The sequence below is a fragment of the Bacillus sp. E214 genome (assembly GCF_008087365.1).
Classification (GTDB): Bacteria; Bacillota; Bacilli; order Bacillales; family Pradoshiaceae; genus Pradoshia.
This window is the reverse complement of sequence record NZ_VENN01000008.1, coordinates 1-18816: the sequence shown is the minus strand read 5'-3', so window position 1 is coordinate 18816 and position 18816 is coordinate 1. Positions and strand designations below refer to the sequence as shown.

At 37.5% G+C, this 18816-nt stretch carries 21 protein-coding genes and 1 rRNA gene; 4 read left to right on the top strand and 18 right to left on the bottom strand.

Annotation, left to right across the window (positions count from 1 at the left end):
- Positions 1-128 precede the first annotated feature (128 nt).
- From FHY47_RS17435 to FHY47_RS17405, 9 genes are all read right to left on the bottom strand, one after another.
- Positions 129-1052, bottom strand: a complete 924-nt coding sequence (locus tag FHY47_RS17435; protein WP_066109945.1) for an AraC family transcriptional regulator — start codon at positions 1050-1052, stop codon at positions 129-131.
- 450 nt (positions 1053-1502) lie between these two features.
- A complete protein-coding gene (locus tag FHY47_RS19060) occupies positions 1503-1670 on the bottom strand; it encodes a hypothetical protein (protein ID WP_187393508.1) in 168 nt (55 codons plus the stop codon).
- Positions 1671-1687: 17 nt separating this feature from the next.
- Complete coding sequence (locus tag FHY47_RS17430) at positions 1688-2185, bottom strand: GntR family transcriptional regulator (RefSeq protein WP_148631255.1); 498 nt, start codon at positions 2183-2185, stop codon at positions 1688-1690.
- A 181-nt stretch (positions 2186-2366) separates the two neighbouring features.
- Positions 2367-2957: a hypothetical protein gene (locus tag FHY47_RS17425; RefSeq protein WP_148631253.1), complete on the bottom strand. Its 591-nt coding sequence runs from the start codon at positions 2955-2957 to the stop codon at positions 2367-2369.
- The gene (locus FHY47_RS19365) at positions 2954-3385 is read right to left on the bottom strand and encodes an MFS transporter (RefSeq protein WP_262366040.1); all 432 of its coding nucleotides are present in this window, start codon (positions 3383-3385) and stop codon (positions 2954-2956) included. The genes FHY47_RS17425 and FHY47_RS19365 overlap by 4 nt, the downstream gene beginning before the upstream one ends.
- Positions 3358-3678 carry an MFS transporter gene (locus FHY47_RS19360; protein ID WP_262366039.1) on the bottom strand — a complete coding sequence of 107 codons (321 nt, stop codon included), beginning with the start codon at positions 3676-3678 and terminating at the stop codon, positions 3358-3360. Before FHY47_RS19360 ends, FHY47_RS19365 begins: the two co-directional genes overlap by 28 nt.
- A 159-nt stretch (positions 3679-3837) precedes the next feature.
- Positions 3838-4452: a helix-turn-helix domain-containing protein gene (locus FHY47_RS17415; RefSeq protein ID WP_187393507.1), complete on the bottom strand. Its 615-nt coding sequence runs from the start codon at positions 4450-4452 to the stop codon at positions 3838-3840.
- A 126-nt stretch (positions 4453-4578) separates the two neighbouring features.
- Positions 4579-5346, bottom strand: a complete 768-nt coding sequence (locus tag FHY47_RS17410; RefSeq protein WP_140462261.1) for an aspartate/glutamate racemase family protein — start codon at positions 5344-5346, stop codon at positions 4579-4581.
- Positions 5347-5576: 230 nt separating this feature from the next.
- Positions 5577-6761, bottom strand: a complete 1185-nt coding sequence (locus FHY47_RS17405; protein ID WP_181162054.1) for a Bcr/CflA family efflux MFS transporter — start codon at positions 6759-6761, stop codon at positions 5577-5579.
- Positions 6762-7205: 444 nt separating this feature from the next.
- Between FHY47_RS17405 and FHY47_RS17400 the strand changes: the two genes are divergently transcribed.
- Positions 7206-7391: a hypothetical protein gene (locus FHY47_RS17400; RefSeq protein ID WP_066109956.1), complete on the top strand. Its 186-nt coding sequence runs from the start codon at positions 7206-7208 to the stop codon at positions 7389-7391.
- A gap of 306 nt (positions 7392-7697) precedes the next feature.
- Here the strand turns inward: FHY47_RS17400 and pth2 are convergent, their stop codons facing one another.
- From pth2 to groES, 3 genes are all read right to left on the bottom strand, one after another.
- Positions 7698-8078 carry an aminoacyl-tRNA hydrolase gene (gene pth2 / locus FHY47_RS17395; RefSeq protein WP_217491090.1) on the bottom strand — a complete coding sequence of 127 codons (381 nt, stop codon included), beginning with the start codon at positions 8076-8078 and terminating at the stop codon, positions 7698-7700.
- A gap of 329 nt (positions 8079-8407) precedes the next feature.
- Positions 8408-10042: a chaperonin GroEL gene (groL, locus tag FHY47_RS17390; protein ID WP_066109987.1), complete on the bottom strand. Its 1635-nt coding sequence runs from the start codon at positions 10040-10042 to the stop codon at positions 8408-8410.
- A 57-nt stretch (positions 10043-10099) separates the two neighbouring features.
- The gene (gene groES, locus FHY47_RS17385; protein ID WP_066109990.1) at positions 10100-10384 is read right to left on the bottom strand and encodes a co-chaperone GroES; all 285 of its coding nucleotides are present in this window, start codon (positions 10382-10384) and stop codon (positions 10100-10102) included.
- 300 nt (positions 10385-10684) lie between these two features.
- Between groES and FHY47_RS17380 the strand changes: the two genes are divergently transcribed.
- Together FHY47_RS17380 and FHY47_RS17375 are read left to right on the top strand one after the other, a co-directional pair.
- Positions 10685-11416: a CPBP family intramembrane glutamic endopeptidase gene (locus FHY47_RS17380; protein ID WP_066109993.1), complete on the top strand. Its 732-nt coding sequence runs from the start codon at positions 10685-10687 to the stop codon at positions 11414-11416.
- Positions 11413-11625, top strand: a complete 213-nt coding sequence (locus FHY47_RS17375) for a YdiK family protein (RefSeq protein WP_066109994.1) — start codon at positions 11413-11415, stop codon at positions 11623-11625. Before FHY47_RS17380 ends, FHY47_RS17375 begins: the two co-directional genes overlap by 4 nt.
- Positions 11626-11661: 36 nt before the next feature.
- On the opposite strand, the gene FHY47_RS17370 is transcribed toward FHY47_RS17375, so the two are convergent.
- Positions 11662-12321, bottom strand: coding sequence for a redox-sensing transcriptional repressor Rex (locus tag FHY47_RS17370; protein WP_148631248.1), 660 nt, complete (start codon positions 12319-12321; stop codon positions 11662-11664).
- 639 nt (positions 12322-12960) lie between these two features.
- Here FHY47_RS17370 and FHY47_RS17365 point away from each other — a divergent pair.
- A complete protein-coding gene (locus FHY47_RS17365) occupies positions 12961-14883 on the top strand; it encodes an ABC-F family ATP-binding cassette domain-containing protein (protein ID WP_148631246.1) in 1923 nt (640 codons plus the stop codon).
- A gap of 375 nt (positions 14884-15258) precedes the next feature.
- On the opposite strand, the gene tsaD is transcribed toward FHY47_RS17365, so the two are convergent.
- The 5 genes from tsaD to rrf form a co-directional block, all read right to left on the bottom strand.
- The gene (gene tsaD, locus FHY47_RS17360) at positions 15259-16275 is read right to left on the bottom strand and encodes a tRNA (adenosine(37)-N6)-threonylcarbamoyltransferase complex transferase subunit TsaD (RefSeq protein WP_262366038.1); all 1017 of its coding nucleotides are present in this window, start codon (positions 16273-16275) and stop codon (positions 15259-15261) included.
- The gene (gene rimI, locus FHY47_RS17355; RefSeq protein WP_140462253.1) at positions 16272-16724 is read right to left on the bottom strand and encodes a ribosomal protein S18-alanine N-acetyltransferase; all 453 of its coding nucleotides are present in this window, start codon (positions 16722-16724) and stop codon (positions 16272-16274) included. Before rimI ends, tsaD begins: the two co-directional genes overlap by 4 nt.
- Complete coding sequence (gene tsaB / locus FHY47_RS17350) at positions 16724-17428, bottom strand: tRNA (adenosine(37)-N6)-threonylcarbamoyltransferase complex dimerization subunit type 1 TsaB (RefSeq protein WP_140462252.1); 705 nt, start codon at positions 17426-17428, stop codon at positions 16724-16726. Before tsaB ends, rimI begins: the two co-directional genes overlap by 1 nt.
- Positions 17428-17886 (bottom strand): tRNA (adenosine(37)-N6)-threonylcarbamoyltransferase complex ATPase subunit type 1 TsaE, encoded by a 459-nt coding sequence (gene tsaE / locus FHY47_RS17345; protein WP_066110012.1) that lies wholly within the window; start codon positions 17884-17886, stop codon positions 17428-17430. The genes tsaB and tsaE overlap by 1 nt, the downstream gene beginning before the upstream one ends.
- A gap of 806 nt (positions 17887-18692) precedes the next feature.
- A 5S ribosomal RNA gene (rrf, locus tag FHY47_RS17340) occupies positions 18693-18809 on the bottom strand.
- Positions 18810-18816: the final 7 nt, after the last annotated feature.

The window sequence follows — 18816 nt, the reverse complement described above, 5'->3', positions numbered from 1 at the left end:
TTGTTACATAAATCGAGATATTGCTCAATATTGAGCATATTCAATCACAGTTACTTATAAATTGGTATGAGTGTTGTTTTCTAACTTTTTTGATATAGAAAATTTAGATTGCTCAGTACTGAGCATAATTAACCAAAAGTTTGTCTTCCTTTCATTTTCCGATAACTAGTTGGTGTCATCCCAATTCTCTCTTTAAAAAAGCGACTGAAGTGGGCGGCACTTCCAAAACCCGTCGAGCGGAATATGTCTTCCAGTGATTGATCAAGCTTCATTTCCAATAAATACTTTACCTGAATCAGTCTGCATTCCATTACATATTCCATGACCGTATAGCCAGTAACCTCTTTAAAGACATGGGATACATAGTATTTATTTAGATTAAACTCTTTTGCAATACGTTCTAAGCTGATTTTTTCGCAATAGTGCTGATTAATCCATGAGAGAATATTCTCAGCATGCTGTTTCTTTTCTGTCTTCTTTTGTTCGACATGCAGCTGTGAACATTGGCTCATTTTATAAATCTTCATCAATAGTTGGAGAAATTCTATTTTCAGTTCTGTTTCTAATATCGAATTTATTTTACCTGTAGATTGAAACTCCTGATCGATTATCTCCAGTTGCTTTGCGAACCATTTAATTTTCTCTGCAACATATTTACCCGAAGCATCAAATCCAGTTCGCAAAATACAGTTATTCAGCTTTTGAAAAGGGTCCAAAAGATTTGGCATGCCCAAAACAGGAAATAACCTCCCTAACCAAGCTGGTGAAAAATGAATGGTACTCCTTACATAGGTATCAGGAGAAACAGTATTTGTCTTATGTAAAGTAAATCTGTCCAAAAGAATGATATCTCCTGGTTGTAAGTCATACATTTTATTATGAATAAAATAATTACACTGCCCCTCTTCAAAGACATAAATCTCATATGTACCGTGTGTTTCAAATTGATTAAATCCAGTCACATCTGTATTTAATCCTTGAAGACGATAAGAAGCCAAAATAGATCCATCTAAAACTTTAGGTTGATAAATATCCTTTGCCCATTTATTCACTACTTTTCACACTCCCGGAAGTCAGCGTTCTTAAAGGGCATTCTTTAGAACACCTACTTATTATACTAGTATATCAATAAATAAAATTCATTACATGAAAGTGCTTACTTTTTTAAGTTTTTTGATTTATTTTGCTAATACGTATTGAGACCTAAAATTATATTGATATAGGAAATATTTATTTTACACAATCCCGTTAAAGGTTAGACATTGAAACATAGACTTGATTGTATAATCTAAGCATGTTGGAAAACCCATCAAATATAAAAAGAGTTACCGTCAGGAAATATTCTTCTGGCAACTCTTTTTATTGGTTAGATTAACCTTTCGAAACTTTTGGGTAGCTTCAACATGATTAAATCGATATATCATCCATTTATATTTGGATATCTTTGTTTTGAGGCTTTTTCAGTTGTGTAATGCTTTCTTTCTCATTTCACTAACACTTTTCTAACATACTTCCTCTTTATATACATTTCTCCAATCATCTATTGGTTGGAATATATGTTTCTTAAGAAAATTTTCCACTCGTTCTATCTCTTTATTTTCAATTATAGAGATGATTTCCTTATGTTCGGCGACCAGATGTTCAAAAGGATGGTTGCTAAAGCTAATCATTCGGTGATAATCCAAGGTCATATGTGAAATTGCTTTCCATGTATTATTTCTTTGGTGACCCTGAAAGATAATAGAATAAAGTGATCATCCAATTCATTAAATTTTCTCGCCAGTTCTTTTTGATTCATTATGTCCTTTTGAGCTAACAGCGTCTCTTGAAGAATAAGATTTTTCTTCAATTGATTCACATGATCTTCAAAAAAAGAACGACACGCTGATTTTAAGTATTCTTTTTCTAAGTCGAACCACATATAGGATGCTTCTTCGACTATTTCCAGATTAATTCTTGAAACATAGGATCCTACTTGAGGGATTACATCTACAAGATGTTCTTGCTGCAGCTTCCATAGGGCAATTTTTATAGGTGTGCTTGAAACGTTAAGAACCTCTGTTAATTCTCCTAAACTCAGTAATTGTCCAGGCAGTAATTCCAACGATTTAATTCCTTCTTTAATTGCTCTATATGCATAGCTATTATTATTCTCACCCGGTAACCTAGATACCATTTTCACCATGGCTAATTCTCACTCCTATTGGAGAGAACATTGTTAACTCTCCATTCAAACCTTTATATAAGTAAAGAAGATAGTTAAGTTCAGTTCAGTTAACCTCACTCTAACTACCTTCTTATTTACTATCATTTTAGATTATGATTCGTATCCCATAATCAACGAATCTTTCATCTAAAAACTCTAATTAAATTTGAGTATCAATAAATCCACAGAATGCATCAACAGGGCTGACACCTTTGAATTCTGAACGTCCTAATAATTTATCAACGATAGCAGTCACCGTATGATCATGACTATCATATGCATTGATGTATGTCTTAACTTGCGGTACATCCGCTAAGTGGAACGGACATTGTAAAGAAATAAAGATAGTCGGTACTTCATTTACATAGAACGGTATATCTGGAGTTCCTTTCAAAGGAGCCCATTGTATACGTTGGTCTGTAGTCGGTGCTACATCTGCTATGTTGATGATTAAGTCATAATTATTTGTCAATTCAGCAAGTGGGCGTTTTTGAGCGTATACGTTCATGATTGCACCCATCATTTCTTGTGGAGGAAGTTTCATCAACTTATCGATTGGTGATTCGTAGATTTCATCCTCGAATCCTGCTTTCTCAAGCAATTCTTTCATTAATTCGATTGGCTTTTTCTTACCAGCAGTCATAGCAGCCATCAACTTACCATAAGCAGATTCCGGTCCTTTTACTTCAACAAGTAAAACTTTCTTATGTTTTTCTGGATTGATTGATAATAATTCCTGTTTATTCTTCACCAATGTGATCGCTTTATCTGGGTCTTGTCAGCTTCGCTTATAGCTATGTTAGTACAATACCTAAGTTTATAACAACCGAAATAACATGCAATTGCCAAAACGCCAAACACAGCCGCTGCCATAAACATACGGTTTGCATCAATTTTATTGTCTACAAACACAATCACTGGTCCAAGAACATTGATAATTAAACCTGCCAAGCTGGCACCTACTGTACGCCATGTTGATAATGATGTACGTTCCACTGAATCAGCTGTCATAACGGATGCCATTGATCCATATGGAATACTAACGGTAGCATACAATGTTCCCCATACGATGTAAGTCACGAAAGCCCATGCTAAGTAGAAACCATCAGTCATACCAGGTATTTTCGGGAACATTAACACTCCTGTGAATACTAATGGGAAAGACTGCGCAAAATCCATGGTTTATACTTACCATGTTTAGTCGCTGGTCTTGTATCAATGAATCGGCCCCAAGCCACGTCTGCAAATGCATCCCATAATCGGGCAACCATAAATAATACCCCGACTGTAGCAGCATTAATATGAAAAATATCTGTATAAAAAACCATTAAGAATGTACTGGCAAGCAAGAAAAAGAAGTCGTTTCCAAAATCACCTAGCAAATAACCCACTTTATCTCGTAATCCGAATGGTCTTACTGAATTAGATCCAACTTGTTCCTCCTGTTGGAGTGCTGGTTCTCTCATACTCATTTGTTTTCCTCCTTAATCCATTAAAGTTTGCTCATCGTTGAGCATATTTAGTGAAAATTTCCCTATTTTTATAGTACTTATATTGTATCGATGTTTCTCTCAAAATCATTACTTTGTTCTTCTAATCTAACATTAATCTTTGCTCAAAACTGAGCAAGATTAATCAAACGTTTGGCTTCTCTTCATTTTCCGAAAACTGGTTGGTGTCATCCCGATTCTTTCCTTAAAAAAGCGGCTGAAGTGTGCAGCACTTTCAAACCCAGTTGATAGAAAAATGTCTTCCATAGTTTGATCAGGTTTCATTTCCAATAAATACTTTACCTGAATCAGCCTGCATTCCATTACATATTGCATGACTGTATAACCGGTAACCTCTTTAAAAACATGGGAAACGTAGTACTTATTTAAATTCAACTCTTTAGCAATACGTTCCAAGCTGACTTTTTCACAGTAGTGTTGATTAATCCACGAGGCAATATTTTCAGCATGTCGCTTTTTTTCCGTTTTCTTCTGTACGACTCGGAGTTGTTGACATTCGCTCATTTTATAAATTTTTATCAACAGTTGAAGAAATTCAACCTTCAGTTCAGTTTCCAATAGGACATTGATTTTACCTGTACATTTATATTCCTCGTCTATAGCCTCTAACTGCTTTTCAAGCCACTTAATTTTCTCAGCCACATACTGACCTGAGGCATCAAATCCTGTCCGCAGTATACAGTTATTCAGCTTTTGAAAAGGATCCAAAAGATTTGGCATTCCTAATACAGACAACATACTCTCCAATTGCCAAAAGATAACGAAAAATAATAATTTTATAAGGCCAGCAAAGATAAATATTAAAAAAAGTAAAAAACACAAGCTCTTTGGACTTGTGTTTTTCTTCACTCTTTCACTTTATTAAATAAATCCATAATATGGGCTTTGGCTATTTGCATAATGTGCCCAGTTAATGAGTGTAATAAAATCATACACAGGCAGCTGCACTGCTTGCTGGATATCAAATGCATAGGGAGGCAGGTCACTGCATTCTAATAAGATGGCTCCGACTTCAGGATGCTTTTCCTTTATCTCAATTGCTTTTTTAACAACCTCATCCCTCAGCTTTTCATTATTAAACGTACCTGCTCCATTCGAAATGGATGAAAACTCTTCTCCCTGGCTCAAATCACCAATGATCAAATTAGATCTGTTTGTAACTCCGCACGTTTTCAAAAGGGAATCCGTCAATCCTTTTTCATAGGCTGTTAATATACCAATTTTTTGTCCTGGCTTTAATCCAACCTGAATCATAGACAGTTGAACAAGGCTAGACAGATAGACAGGAATTTCTAATGCATTTGCTATTTGCTTATGAAAGTTTCCAAAGAACCCACACGCACTTGAAATAACTTTTGCTCCTTCACTTTGAAGTTGCATAGCTGCATCAATAATCCCTTTTTCCAGTGTTCGATCATTATTTAAAAGACGCTGACCCGTACAGCCCGGAACCAGTTTATAATGGACGGGAAAAGGGTAGGTTGAATAATTTGCGACATTGCCGGGAATAACCGGATAGGAATCTTCATCTAGGTATAAAATCCCCACAGAAAATCCTGTTATATAGCGTCCTTTTTTTTGTACGAGCTGGCCAGAGTGTGTACCAGGACCAATATATCCATAATGCATTCAATCTTCTCCCCTTTCTTATCAGAATTAGTCTTTTACAGAAATATGGATTTATGCAAAAAAGACAGCAGAAGAAGCCCGGAAATTTTCACCTTGACCCAATTTAAATTATCCAAAGACTAAGAACAGCGGAAAATAAATTAGGTTTTTGAGATGGCCAATAATCCAAATAAAAAAAAGTTGCCGACAAGACATCATCCTGTGGCAACTCTTTTATTAAAATCAAGCCTTTAATCCGTAATAATTTTTTTTTGCAAACAATAGATCCATAATAACAAGGATAAAACGAGGAAAATCAGCATTGTCATGCTCAAGCCATTAATATAATCTCCCCACTGGAGTGACCCAACCATCATCCCTACACTGCCGATCACTGTAAAGCCAAAGTTCATTAGACTTGAAGCTGCTCCGACATTTGACTTTTGCATAGATAATAGCGTATTTGACACCATCGGTCTGAGATATGTCGTGATAACCGTGAAGGGCACATAGCATACAAGAAATACAAATGGGCTGATGGAACCTACTAAGAAGAGCAGGCAGATAGATATTGTGACAATTACAAAGGCGATATTGATCGATTTTTTTATCGAACCGCCACCAACACGCATATAAAGAAATGGTCCAATCAAACCTATACAAGCTGCACCGGCAAAGTAAAGGCTGAAGGCAGATTCCGAGATGCCAAATCCATCTATATAAATGTATGAAGCGAGTGTTAGATATGCCATAAACGGTGCCATTAAGAGAGCAACAACAAGCAATAGGCTGGTAAACTTCTTATCCTTCACAATACTTGTAAGCCCTAAGATAGATTTAAATGTACTGCCAGATACTCGCTTTTCCTGCGGCAAAGTTTCTTCTAAAAGAAATCCTCCTATAAGTGATACTAGGAATAGAGCAGCTAGAGCAACAAATGTCATCTTCCAGCTGAAAAAGGCTAAAATAACCGCGCCCAAAATAGGCGCTAGCATTGGAGCAAGCAGAACGATCGCCTGCGTGATTGACAAAACATTAGACATCTCTTTTCCTTCGAAGCTGTCTTTAATCAAAGCTGTAGAGATGGCAACCATCCCTCCTGCACCAAATGCCTGAATTGCCCGGGCTGCAATCAAGATCCAAATCGACGGTGAAATTGCACAGATGATACTAAAGGTCAGTGCCACAAGGATACTGCCCAACAGGACTGGCTTTCGTCCGTACTTATCACTCATCGGGCCAAGAATGAGGATACCAATTGCCATAAAAATAAAGAATATCGTCATTGTATAGCTTGTAACTGACGAGGTTGTTTGATAATAGTTTGTCATTTCAGGCAACGAAGGCATATATAAGTCTGTTGCCAGAGGAGGCGTCATCGATAATAGCGCGATGAAAGCAATAAGCCCGCCCTTTTTTAAATATTTTTGTTCCATTGACATCTTCCTATCTTCCTAATGATTACATGGATTATTAAGATTAAATGAAAAAATAATTCAATAAACGCCGTCGTTAGTTTGTTAACGAAAATAATCCACATTATCTTAGGGTAACAGGAAACTGCTGAGCTGGGCGATATGTAAAATATAGAAATATTGAGGAGTAACCCAGAGGACTGTTTCAACTTAATAGGTAATACAACTTGAACCTAATAGTCATCTCTAAATAAAGGAGGACTCTAGTCGAAAATACTTTTATCATAACTATTAAAGATTGCTTGTACTGCATCCTTTTTTATAATTAAAAATTCAAAAAACAACCACAACTCTGGAAAATAACAAAGACTTTTCGCATCCTAACAAGGCTGTTAGATATAAAAAATCGATAAAAATTTGGTGTATACTCCGTTATAGTTAATTAATAGTTTATGAGGTGTTACCATGAATACAATCAAAATTGACAATAAAACTAAATCACAACTTAACATAGAATATATGAACGCTGTATACGCTGTTAGCAGTGCTAAGCATCCAGCTGAATATCTATACAAAGTTACTCAATATAAGAAAGCAAAGCATTATAAACAACTATTAGAAGGCCATTTAAACCAACATCAATGTTCTTAATATTTTTAATATACGTAATGTATATAAAGAAAAAGAAGCGTACCTAGTGTATTGGATCCGTAAGTTAGGACTGCATCGCTACACTAGGAGCGCTTTTTTTATATCATCCTATTCTACTATTTAACGAACGTCGGATTCTAAACATCATAATGGCCGCCCTAAGAATGAAATTGTGTAAAATCTTTAATGAAGTGCGCGAAAAGTACCTTCTATTGAGGTTTCGCTATATTTGAGGTACAACATCTTTAACGGTGATTTTCAGTATTGTATGGGATTACGTTAGCAAAAACTATATCATTACAAGATTTATAATAATTTTAAATGACCAGTTACGTCATCCACTTTCCCTCTCTCGCCAAGTATAGCAAGACACGTATCTGTTTTAACACCGTTGAACATGGTCAATCCGTTATCGGTGATAAGTCTTACAGGTAATTCTTTTTCTTTCGCAAGGTGATAAATCGAATATAATTCATCCAAACTTTCTACATAAACAGTCACTTTTACAAATGTTTCATTAAACCATTTGTTTAAAATTTGTTTGTGATTTTCAGTTCCATTATATTCAATCCACTTCACAACCCCTAAAGAAGCATGACTTCCTTGGGCTACATATTTCCCTTTTGTCATTTGTAAATCTTTTCTCATCACAATAACCATCTTTGTTGTACTTGACTTCTTTTCCAAGTTGATAGCTCCTTTTCGCAAAGAATATGTTGAAATTGTTTACTCAACTCCATTTTATTTTTTTATATACCTATTGGTGCCTAAGTGGAGAAAATTCGATGATTAATAGTTAATGGAAAGTTCTTGAATTCATCCTTTATAAAAGGGACTACAATATTCATTGTTAGTTTCTAAGATATCGTCGCTAATGCTGTTTGCTATAGTGCAGGTTAACTTATGTATTTTTAAATGGTGTCTGTACATCCTTTTTTCACCATTAAAAACCAAAAAAAGAAGCATCCCGCAAGTTTTTCAACTTGTAGGATACTTCTTTAAATGGGGGAAGCAGATTACATCATGCCGCCCATTCCGCCCATACCACCCATGTCAGGCATTCCGCCGCCTGCACCAGCTGGCTCTGGCTTGTCAGCAACAACTGCTTCAGTTGTTAAGAACATAGCTGCAACAGAAGCTGCGTTTTGAAGTGCAGAACGAGTTACTTTAGTAGGATCCACGATACCGGATTCGATCATGTTTACCCATTGGCCATTAGCTGCATTGAAGCCAATGCCGATTTCTTCTTTTTTAAGACGTTCTACAACTACAGAACCTTCAAGGCCTGCGTTGTGAGCGATTTGGCGAACTGGCTCTTCAAGAGCACGAAGTACGATGTTAACACCAGTTTGTGCATCGCCTTCAAGTTCCACAGCAGCCACTTTATTGTACACACTTACAAGTGCAGTACCACCACCGGCTACGATACCTTCTTCAACAGCAGCACGAGTGGAGTTTAGAGCATCTTCAATGCGAAGTTTGCGCTCTTTCAATTCTGTTTCAGTTGCTGCACCTACTTTGATAACGGCTACGCCGCCAGCAAGTTTAGCAAGACGCTCTTGTAATTTTTCTTTATCAAATTCAGAAGTAGTTTCTTCTAATTGGGAACGAATTTGATTGATACGTGCACCGATTTCGCTAGTTTCTCCAGCACCTTCAACGATTGTAGTTGTTTCTTTTGTAACAACAACTTTCGCAGCGCGTCCAAGAGAAGTTAATGTAGCAGATTTAAGGTCACGGCCTAGTTCTTCAGTGATTACTTCACCGCCAGTTAATGCAGCGATGTCTTCAAGCATAGCTTTACGACGGTCACCGAATCCAGGAGCTTTAACAGCTACTGCATTGAATGTTCCGCGAAGTTTGTTCACAACTAGAGTTGCTTGTGCTTCACCTTCAACATCCTCAGCAATTAGCAATAAAGGTTTACCTTGTTGAACAACTTGTTCAAGGACAGGAAGTACTTCCTGGATGTTAGAGATTTTCTTATCTGTGATCAAGATGTATGGATTTTCTAGTACAGCTTCCATTTTATCGGAATCTGTTACCATGTATGGAGAAGAATATCCACGGTCGAATTGCATACCTTCTACTACATCTAGTTCAGTTGTAAATCCTTTGGATTCTTCGATTGTGATAACTCCGTCGTTACCAACGCGTTCCATTGCTTCAGCAATTAGAGCGCCAACTTCTTCGTCAGCAGAAGAAATCGCAGCAACTTGTGCAATGGATTCTTTGCCTTCGATTGGTTTGGAGATTGCTTGTAATTCTTCAATTGCAACAGAAACAGCTTTTTCAATCCCTTTACGTACGCCCATTGGGTTAGCGCCAGCTGTTACGTTTTTCAATCCTTCACGAATCATAGCTTGGGCAAGAACTGTTGCAGTAGTTGTACCGTCACCAGCAATTTCATTTGTTTTGCTTGCTACTTCTGCAACCAATTTAGCACCCATGTTTTCAAACGCGTCTTCAAGCTCGATTTCTTTTGCGATTGTTACACCATCATTTGTGATAAGTGGGGAACCGAATTTCTTTTCAAGAACAACGTTACGTCCTTTTGGTCCAAGTGTAACTTTTACTGTATCAGCTAATGCATCTACCCCACGTAACATAGCGCGGCGAGCTTCTTCACTAAATTTAATATCTTTTGCCATACGTAAATTACCTCCTCGATTTTTTTGTTATGTCTTATTTTTTAATCGACATTTTCGTTAAGCAATAACGGCCAAAATGTCGCTTTCACGTAAAATTAAGTATTCTTTACCTTCGTATTTAATTTCTGTACCTGAATATTTAGAGAAGATAATATGATCGCCTTCAGATACTTCCAATCCTACTCGCTCACCATTCTCAAGGACACGGCCTGTTCCTACCGCTACAATTTTGCCTTCAGATGGTTTTTCTTTGGCAGTGTCTGGTAACACGATGCCGCTTGCAGTTTTTTCCTCTTGTGCGACAAGTTCAATCACAACGCGATCTCCTAGTGGCTTTAACAAGTAAAACTACCTCCTTAAAGTTATCTCCATTTTTATTAGCACTCATCATCGTTGAGTGCTAACACAATTTATAGTTTAAATAAAGAACCAATGATTTGCAAGTAATATTAGTTAAAATTTTTAAATTTTATCACCATTTATTTATCTTACCCAAATAAGGTCTAAATATCCTTTTTATTTCAGTTTGGTAGATGAAGAGAAGGAAAATGTTTCGCAATTGTAACTATGAGGTAAAAACGGTTAAAATTAAAGATATACGCAATCTAATATCTATATAAAAGATTAAGGGAGTTTTTCTATTTGAAAAAATATTACTGGTCAATTCTCATTACCTATATTGCCATGCAATTTTCTTCTATTCTTGGTATCCCAATTATGCTGGTTTTCTTATCGAACACGAATATCCCCGCGGAACGGATAGAAGTATTGGCTGCAGGGTATTGGATTGTTATAAGCTTTATTCTGGCTTCTATCATTACTCTAGTCCTACTGAGATATGAAAAAAATAATAGAAGCTTAGGCGATCAGGCAAGTGTGGGAGCTTCGATCGGCTGGGCAATTGGCGGAGTATTTCTTGCTTTGTTTTCACAATCTATAGCTGGTAATATCGAACGAATTATTGGTATTCCTACCGGGTCTGAAAATACACAGAATATACTCGGTCTCATTGAGGCAGTACCGCTTGTTATGGTAGTCAGTTCTGTACTTGGGCCATTTTTAGAAGAGATTGTCTTTAGGAAAATTATCTTTGGCACATTACACAAGCGATTGAATTTCTTCCTGAGCGCGTTAATCAGTTCACTGATCTTTGCCGTTGCTCACATGGAATTTGTACATATCCTGCTTTATACAGCAATGGGATTCACATTTGCTTATTTATATGTTAAAACAAAGAGAATCCTTGTTCCTATTTTTGCCCACATTACTATGAATACATTAGTTGTAATCGTACAATCACTTTACAAAGATGATATATTAAAAAATATGGAAGAGCTTAATAAAGTTCAAAGCTTTATCGGAGGTTTGTTATGAGACGTTCACCGTTGTATATGGCAACGACTTACTTAATTTTAGGTGCTATTTTTATATTTTTTGCTGTTCAAAATGTATCACGCAGCGGTTGGGATTTCTTTACCTATTTCCTGATCATACTGGCTACACTTGATGTTGGTTCAGGAATCCGCTTGGTGATGATTCATAAGCAAATAAAGAAAATGAAAAGTGAAAAACCAAAAGAATAACAAAAAAAATCTCGGAGGGAAAACCTTCGAGATTTTTTATTCTGTATCTTCCGTATTTCCGGATGGATAATGTTTAAGAAAATATACTAATGATTGCAATTCGACTGCAAGGTCAATATGATGGACACGAATGCTGTCTGGCACATTCAGACGTGCCGGCGTAAAGTTTAAAATAGCCTTAATGTTCGCAGCCACTAAACGATCTGTAATAGATTGGGCAACCTGTGATGGAACTGTTAAAATAGCTACACTAATATCTTGCTTTTCAAGTTTTTTCTCCAGTTCATCCATATGATAGAGCGGAACATCCCCTATAAGGGTTCCTACTTTATCAGGAGAAACATCAAACGCCATTTCAATCTTTGTATTATTATTTTTCATAAAATTATAATTTAAGAAAGCTGTACCTAGATTCCCGACTCCAATTAGAGCTACCTTTGTAATCTCATCTTGATCGAGAGTTTTTCTAAAGAAGGATAATAGATAATTAACATTGTAATCATACCCTTTTTTACCTAAAGCACCAAAGTACGAGAAATCTCTTCGTATAGTAGCTGAATCTACTTTAACAGCTTCACTTAGTTCTGCGGAAGAAACTCGTAGTTTTCCTGACGCGTGTAGATTTTGTATAAAACGATAATATAATGGAAGTCGTTTGGCTGTAGCCTGCGGTATTTTAGTATTTTCCTGCAAAATTAATTCCCTTCTCCCTATTCTTTCTTGTCAATCGTTACTCCATATATCAAAACTGCCTTTGATAATCCCTACTGGTTTTACCCCCCGGTTTTCCAATGAAAATAGTTTCCTTCAATAACCATTGATTTTTCGATTGCTTTGCACATAACATATAAGGTTAATCAAGTATTGCTGAAACAGCTGTTATTTCTTACTTTCGTTTTTAAGATTATACGAATAATTAATCTATTCATATTTTCAGCTTTTTTCCATATAAAATCAATATCTAATCCTTGGAGTGCCCGGGTACCACATAGAAATTATATCAGAAGTTTTCTTCACTACCATAATTCTAACTATCTTAGCTATGTATAATACGCCGCTTTTTTATCAATGATTCGTTAATTTTATATTCGAGCAAAATACTAGGACTAGCGGTTCTGATCGTTTCCAGGTTACCTCCGCGATACCAATCATATGGGATCTTTCCTGATTAATAAAGCACGTAAATTCACTGAAAGTTTATTCTCCTATTCCTATTCTATAATATTTCTATCATTTTTGGTAATTTTTGTGTGAGTATTCACAAATTTTCTATTAAGTTGCGGTGCTTATCAAGAGTAGGCTACACTTAAGGTATGTACTTCTTGAGGTGAGAATATGATTATTTTACAAGTTAATAATGTATCCAAATATTATGGAGCTGAAGCAATTTTATCTACTATTAAGCTCGAAGTTCAAACGAAAGACCGTATAGCACTTGTTGGCAGAAACGGTGCAGGAAAATCCACCCTGCTTAAGATCATTGCAGGTCACCTTTCACATGACAGTGGGGAGATCTATAAGCCAAAAGATGTTTCGATTGGATATTTGGCTCAAAATACCGGTCTCCAATCAGACCGCTCTATTTGGGATGAAATGATCTCTGTTTTTGAAGGCTTACAAAAACAAGAAGATGAATTGAGATTATTGGAAAAATCTATGGCTGATCCTTCTGTCTACAATGATGAACAAAAATATAACCGGGTATTAAAAGATTACGATCGTCTCCAGGAGCAATTTAAAAATTCTGGTGGTTACCAAATGGAAGCAGATGTACGTTCTGTCTTACACGGTCTGCGTTTCTCGGATTATGATTATACTACATCTATTAATTCCTTAAGCGGCGGCCAAAAAACCAGGCTTGCACTAGGTAAATTATTATTAACGAAACCTGATTTACTGATTCTAGACGAGCCGACCAACCATCTTGATATCGATACATTAAGCTGGCTCGAAGGCTATCTTCAATCTTACCCTGGCGCTATCCTAATTGTTTCCCATGATCGTTATTTCCTTGATAAGGTTGTCCATCAAGTAATGGAGCTTTCCCGAACATCAATTAAGAAATATACAGGGAATTACAGCAGATACTTAGAGCAAAAGGCAGAGGAATACGAACGTAATGCAAAGCTTTATGAAAAACAGCAGGATGAGATTGCAAAATTAAAAGATTTTGTCCAAAGAAACATGGCCAGAGCATCTACAACTAAACGAGCCCAGAGCCGGCAAAAGGCCCTGCAGCGTATGGAAGTAATGGATCGGCCCTTGGGCGATGAAAAATCAGCTAATTTTACCTTTGAGATTGAAAAGCAAAGTGGTAATGAAGTTCTTCAGGCAAATGATTTGTCTATTGGATATGAAGCACCTGTTGCCAGCCACTTGAACTTTAGAATCACTAGAGGAGAAAGCATTGCACTGATTGGTCCTAATGGGGTAGGGAAATCTACTTTATTAAAAACATTGATTAACAGAATTCCGGCTTTGCATGGAGATTTTCAGCTCGGTGCCAATGTGACACTCGGATATTATGATCAAGAGCAGGCTAATCTATCGTCCAACAAAACTGTGCTAAATGAGTTATGGGATGACTTCCCTAACCAACCTGAAAAGGATATCCGATCCATATTAGGAAACTTTCTATTCAGCGGAGACGATGTAATGAAAACTGTCTCTACCTTGAGCGGTGGTGAAAAAGCACGGCTGGCTCTTTCAAAATTAATGATGCAAAAAGCCAACCTTTTAATTTTAGATGAGCCGACCAACCACTTGGATTTGGACAGTAAATTAGTGCTTGAAAATGCACTGGTTGATTATTCAGGCACTCTCCTCTTTGTATCCCATGACCGTTACTTTATCAATCGAATTGCCGATAAAGTATTGGAAATGAAAGCAGATGGTACAAATGAATACTTGGGAGATTATGACTACTATATTCAGAAAAAACAAGAACAAGCGGAACTCGCTGAACTGGAAAAACCAGCGGATTCTATCTCCAACAATCGCCCTGTTTCAGATAAAACTACTTATCAGGAGGACAAGGAGCTTAAAAAGAAAGAGCGCCAACGCCAAAGACGTATCGCAGAAATTGAAACTACCATTGAAGAACTTGATACACGGATATCCGATTTAAATACACAATTATGTGATCCGGAAATCTATCAGGACCATGAGAAATCATTGGAAATCCAGACAACTCTTACAGCAACTGAAGAAGAATTGGAAGCATTAATGGAAGAGTGGACTTCTCTACAAGACGAATAAATCAAGATAAAAAACCAAGTTAGGGATGGCTTGGTTTTTATCAACATTTTTATCCACATTAAAAAAGTTATAAAATAAGGTTTATTTTGATTTTTCCACATTATCCACAGATTTCAAATCTTTTATCCACAGAATCTGTTGATAACACGTAGTTATCCACAATTATTCGAGTGCTTTTACTTTTCAATCAATTTTTTTACCAATAAAATAAGGCTGGGACAAAAGGTTTCCAGCAACTAAAAAAGCCGAACTATTATAAAGTGCAGTTTAAGCATTATTAATAATAGTTCGGCTTTTTCTATTTAGTTTAATAAAAATTCAATACATCGTTCGGTTTTGGACACAGCAAATTTAGTTATGTCCCAGCCTCATTTTTTATTCCAATATCAATCCTGGATTTGCATTTAAGTCCATGGCAGCTCGTTTGCCTTTTTCAAATGCAATACTACCTGCTGCAGCAATCATTGCTGCATTATCTGTACATAAATAAAGTGGAGGTATAATCAATTCTACTTCCTTTTTGTCTATAAAAGCTTTTTCTAATTTAGTTCTTAATCCTTTATTGGCAGCAACCCCGCCGGCTAACAGTACTTGTTTCACCTTGAACTCCTCTGCTGCTTTTACGGTTTTAGTTACTAAGACATCAATTACACTTTCCTGAAAGCTGCAAGCCAGATCCTCAGGAGCTAACACTTCACCTTTTTGGTTGGCATTATGCAATGTATTTATAACAGCCGATTTTAATCCGCTGAAACTGAAATCATATGAATCCTCTTCTAGCCATGCACGAGGCAGTTTAACTGTTGGCTGACCTTCATGCGCCAGTCGATCAATATGAGGGCCGCCCGGATAAGGTAGCTTTAGCGTACGAGCTACTTTATCATATGCTTCACCGGCTGCATCATCTCTTGTTTCCCCTATAACGTCAAAAGCTCCATGCTCCTTCATCAACACCAGCTCCGTATGGCCACCGGATACAACCAATGCAAGGAGGGGAAAGGAAAACTCAGTGAGAATTCTGTTTGCATATATATGTCCAGCGATATGATGTACATTAATAAGTGGAATTCCATGAGCAAAAGCCAATGCTTTTGCCGCATTTACGCCTATTAAGAGAGCTCCCACTAACCCAGGACCTTCAGTAACCGCAATTCCATCAAGATCATCCCAAGAGATTTCTGCTTTCTCCAATGCCTCTTCAACTACAAGGGTAATTGCTTCAACATGATGCCTTGAAGCAATTTCAGGAACGACTCCACCAAAACGTTTATGGCTCTCGATTTGAGAAGCTACAACATTTGAAAGAATTTCTCGGCCATTTTTTATTACTGCTGCTGCGGTTTCATCACAGCTGGTTTCTATACCTAATATGATTTGATTTTCTTTATTCACCATAATTCCACCCACATTACTAATGCATCTTCCATATTGTCTGTATAATAAAACTTTCTTATGCCACCGTCTTTAAAGCCCAATTTTCGATAGAGACTTTGAGCAGTTTGGTTTCCGATCCGTACCTCGAGAGTCATTCTTTTCACTCCCATGCTTTGTGCCTTGCCCAACATACGTACCATTAATTCTTCCCCGATTTTTTTGCCTCTCCATTCCGGCAATACGGCAATATTCGTGATATGGCCCTCATCGAGGATGAACCAAGTACCGCAATAACCAATTACTTTCCCCTGGTCCTCTGCTACCAAATAATACGCATATTGATTGTTCATCAGCTCATTATAAAAAGCTTCTTTGCTCCATGGCAAAGTAAAAGAAGCATGCTCTACCTCAATCACACTATCAAGATCCTCTATAGTCATCTTACGAAATGTAATCGTCTGATTCATTACTCTTCCCTCTGTTTCTCTTGAGCCTCTAACCATTTCGCCTCAGCTTCTGCTAAACGTACGTAATTGGGGACAAAGGTGTGGATATCATCATCAGGTAGATTCATGCCATGCATTGCTAATTCACCCGGTCTAGCCTGCTGCAATGATAATGGTGCCATAATAGCCTTATCTCCAAGAATTTCTGTTAGGGCCTCAATATGAATAGGAACATCATTGCCTATGAATAGTATAGGTTGATTGAGTGATTTTAAATGCTCAGCCCACTCAATGGCCAACACATTCTGGTCTTCCTCCAATCTAACCAACTCTCCATTATCCCATTTAAAAAGACTTGTATAAATCTGTCCCCTTCTTGCATCAAACAGTGGACATACCAAACCATTGAAATATCTGCCATTCAGGGCAAGCGCCTCTAAACTTGATACGCCTGATAATTGAATGCCTAGACTCCAGGCCAAAGACTTGGCAATCGTTACGCCAATTCTTACGCCAGTATAAGAGCCAGGACCCTTTGCCACCACTATTTTATCAAGGTCTCCTGGTTTAAGCCCACATTCCTTCAAAATTGCTTCTATGGAAGGCATCGCCCGTACTGAATGGTTTCGTTTTGTAAATGTTATTTGCTCTCCGATAATCCCTTTTTCATTAGCAACAGCCACTCCCAGGACATTCGTAGATGTATCAATTGCTAATACATTCATTAAAATATCTCCTCACATAGCTTTTCATAAAATTCACCTTTTGGTTCAGCTACAATTCTCCGTCTATCATTCCCATCATGATATAAATATAAGGTCAAAAGCTCTTCCGGCAATTGTCCTTTTATCAGATGAGCCCACTCGACGATCGTAATTCCTTCACCTTCAAAATATTCTTCAAACCCGAAATCTTCCTCTTCATTTTCAATTCGATAAACATCCATGTGATAAAGTGGAAATTTCCCTTTATATTCTTTCATAATGGTAAAGGTCGGGCTATTTACATTTCTTGTTACACCAATTGCTTTAGCAATTCCCTTGCTAAATGTTGTTTTGCCTGCACCAAGGTCTCCCTCAAGCGCAATTACAGATCCGGGAATCAGGCGACTTCCAATTTCCTCTGCCAGCTTCCTGGTCTCTTCTTCACTATTACAAATTCTCATATATTCGGTCACAGTCATTCACCATGCTTTATATTTTATTATTAAAGTTTACATTATTTTAGTGTGTAAATCCAATTTCGTTTTTTTAGGTTAGCGCAAGGTTAGAAATATGAATTTGGTAATGGAATATCTGACTCTTTACGTATAGATTTATTGCTTGAGATGAGGTCTTGGCTACTACAGATTTGCTGTATACTTCGCATAGCTTTAATACAGTGTGACACGGCTTCGGTACGACTACGCCGACCTTTAAGGTCCTTGCCTTGGGATAGATCACCGCGGGGCATAGGTCGGGCATAGGTGCCTCATAGGCGGAGCATAGTTGCTTTGCTACACACTTCACCCACCTTTCAACAACCTTTACCTCTGGTATACGTCGGGCATAGGTGTTCCATAGGTGGAACATAGCTGCTTCCCTCCATACTTCACCCACCTTTCAACCACCTTTACCCCCGTATAGGTCGGGCATAGGTGCCTCATAGGTGGAGCATAGCTGCTTTCCTACACACTTCACCTACCTTTTAACCACCTTTGCCCGGGTATAGGTCGGGCATAGGTGTCCCATAGGTGGAACATAGCTGCTTTCCTCCACACTTCGCCTACCTTTCAACCAATCTTTGCCCGGGCTAAGTGCAGTATAGGTGATGGTAGACCCAGAATAGCGCACCTTTCCCATACCTTATTCACGTCTTTAAGATATTCCATTGACTGTGGATTGATCCCGACTCCTCACTCCTCCAGCTCCAACAAGTATCTAAAATCCTCCTTGCTCCCTAAAAAACCGCACAAAAAAACCAGCTCATCAACTGAACTGGTTTCTGATTGCCCGGCAACGTCCTACTCTCACAGGGACTCGCGTCCCAACTACCATCGGCGCTGAAGAGCTTAACTTCCGTGTTCGGAATGGGAACGGGTGTGGCCTCTTCGCCATCATTACCGGACTATTTG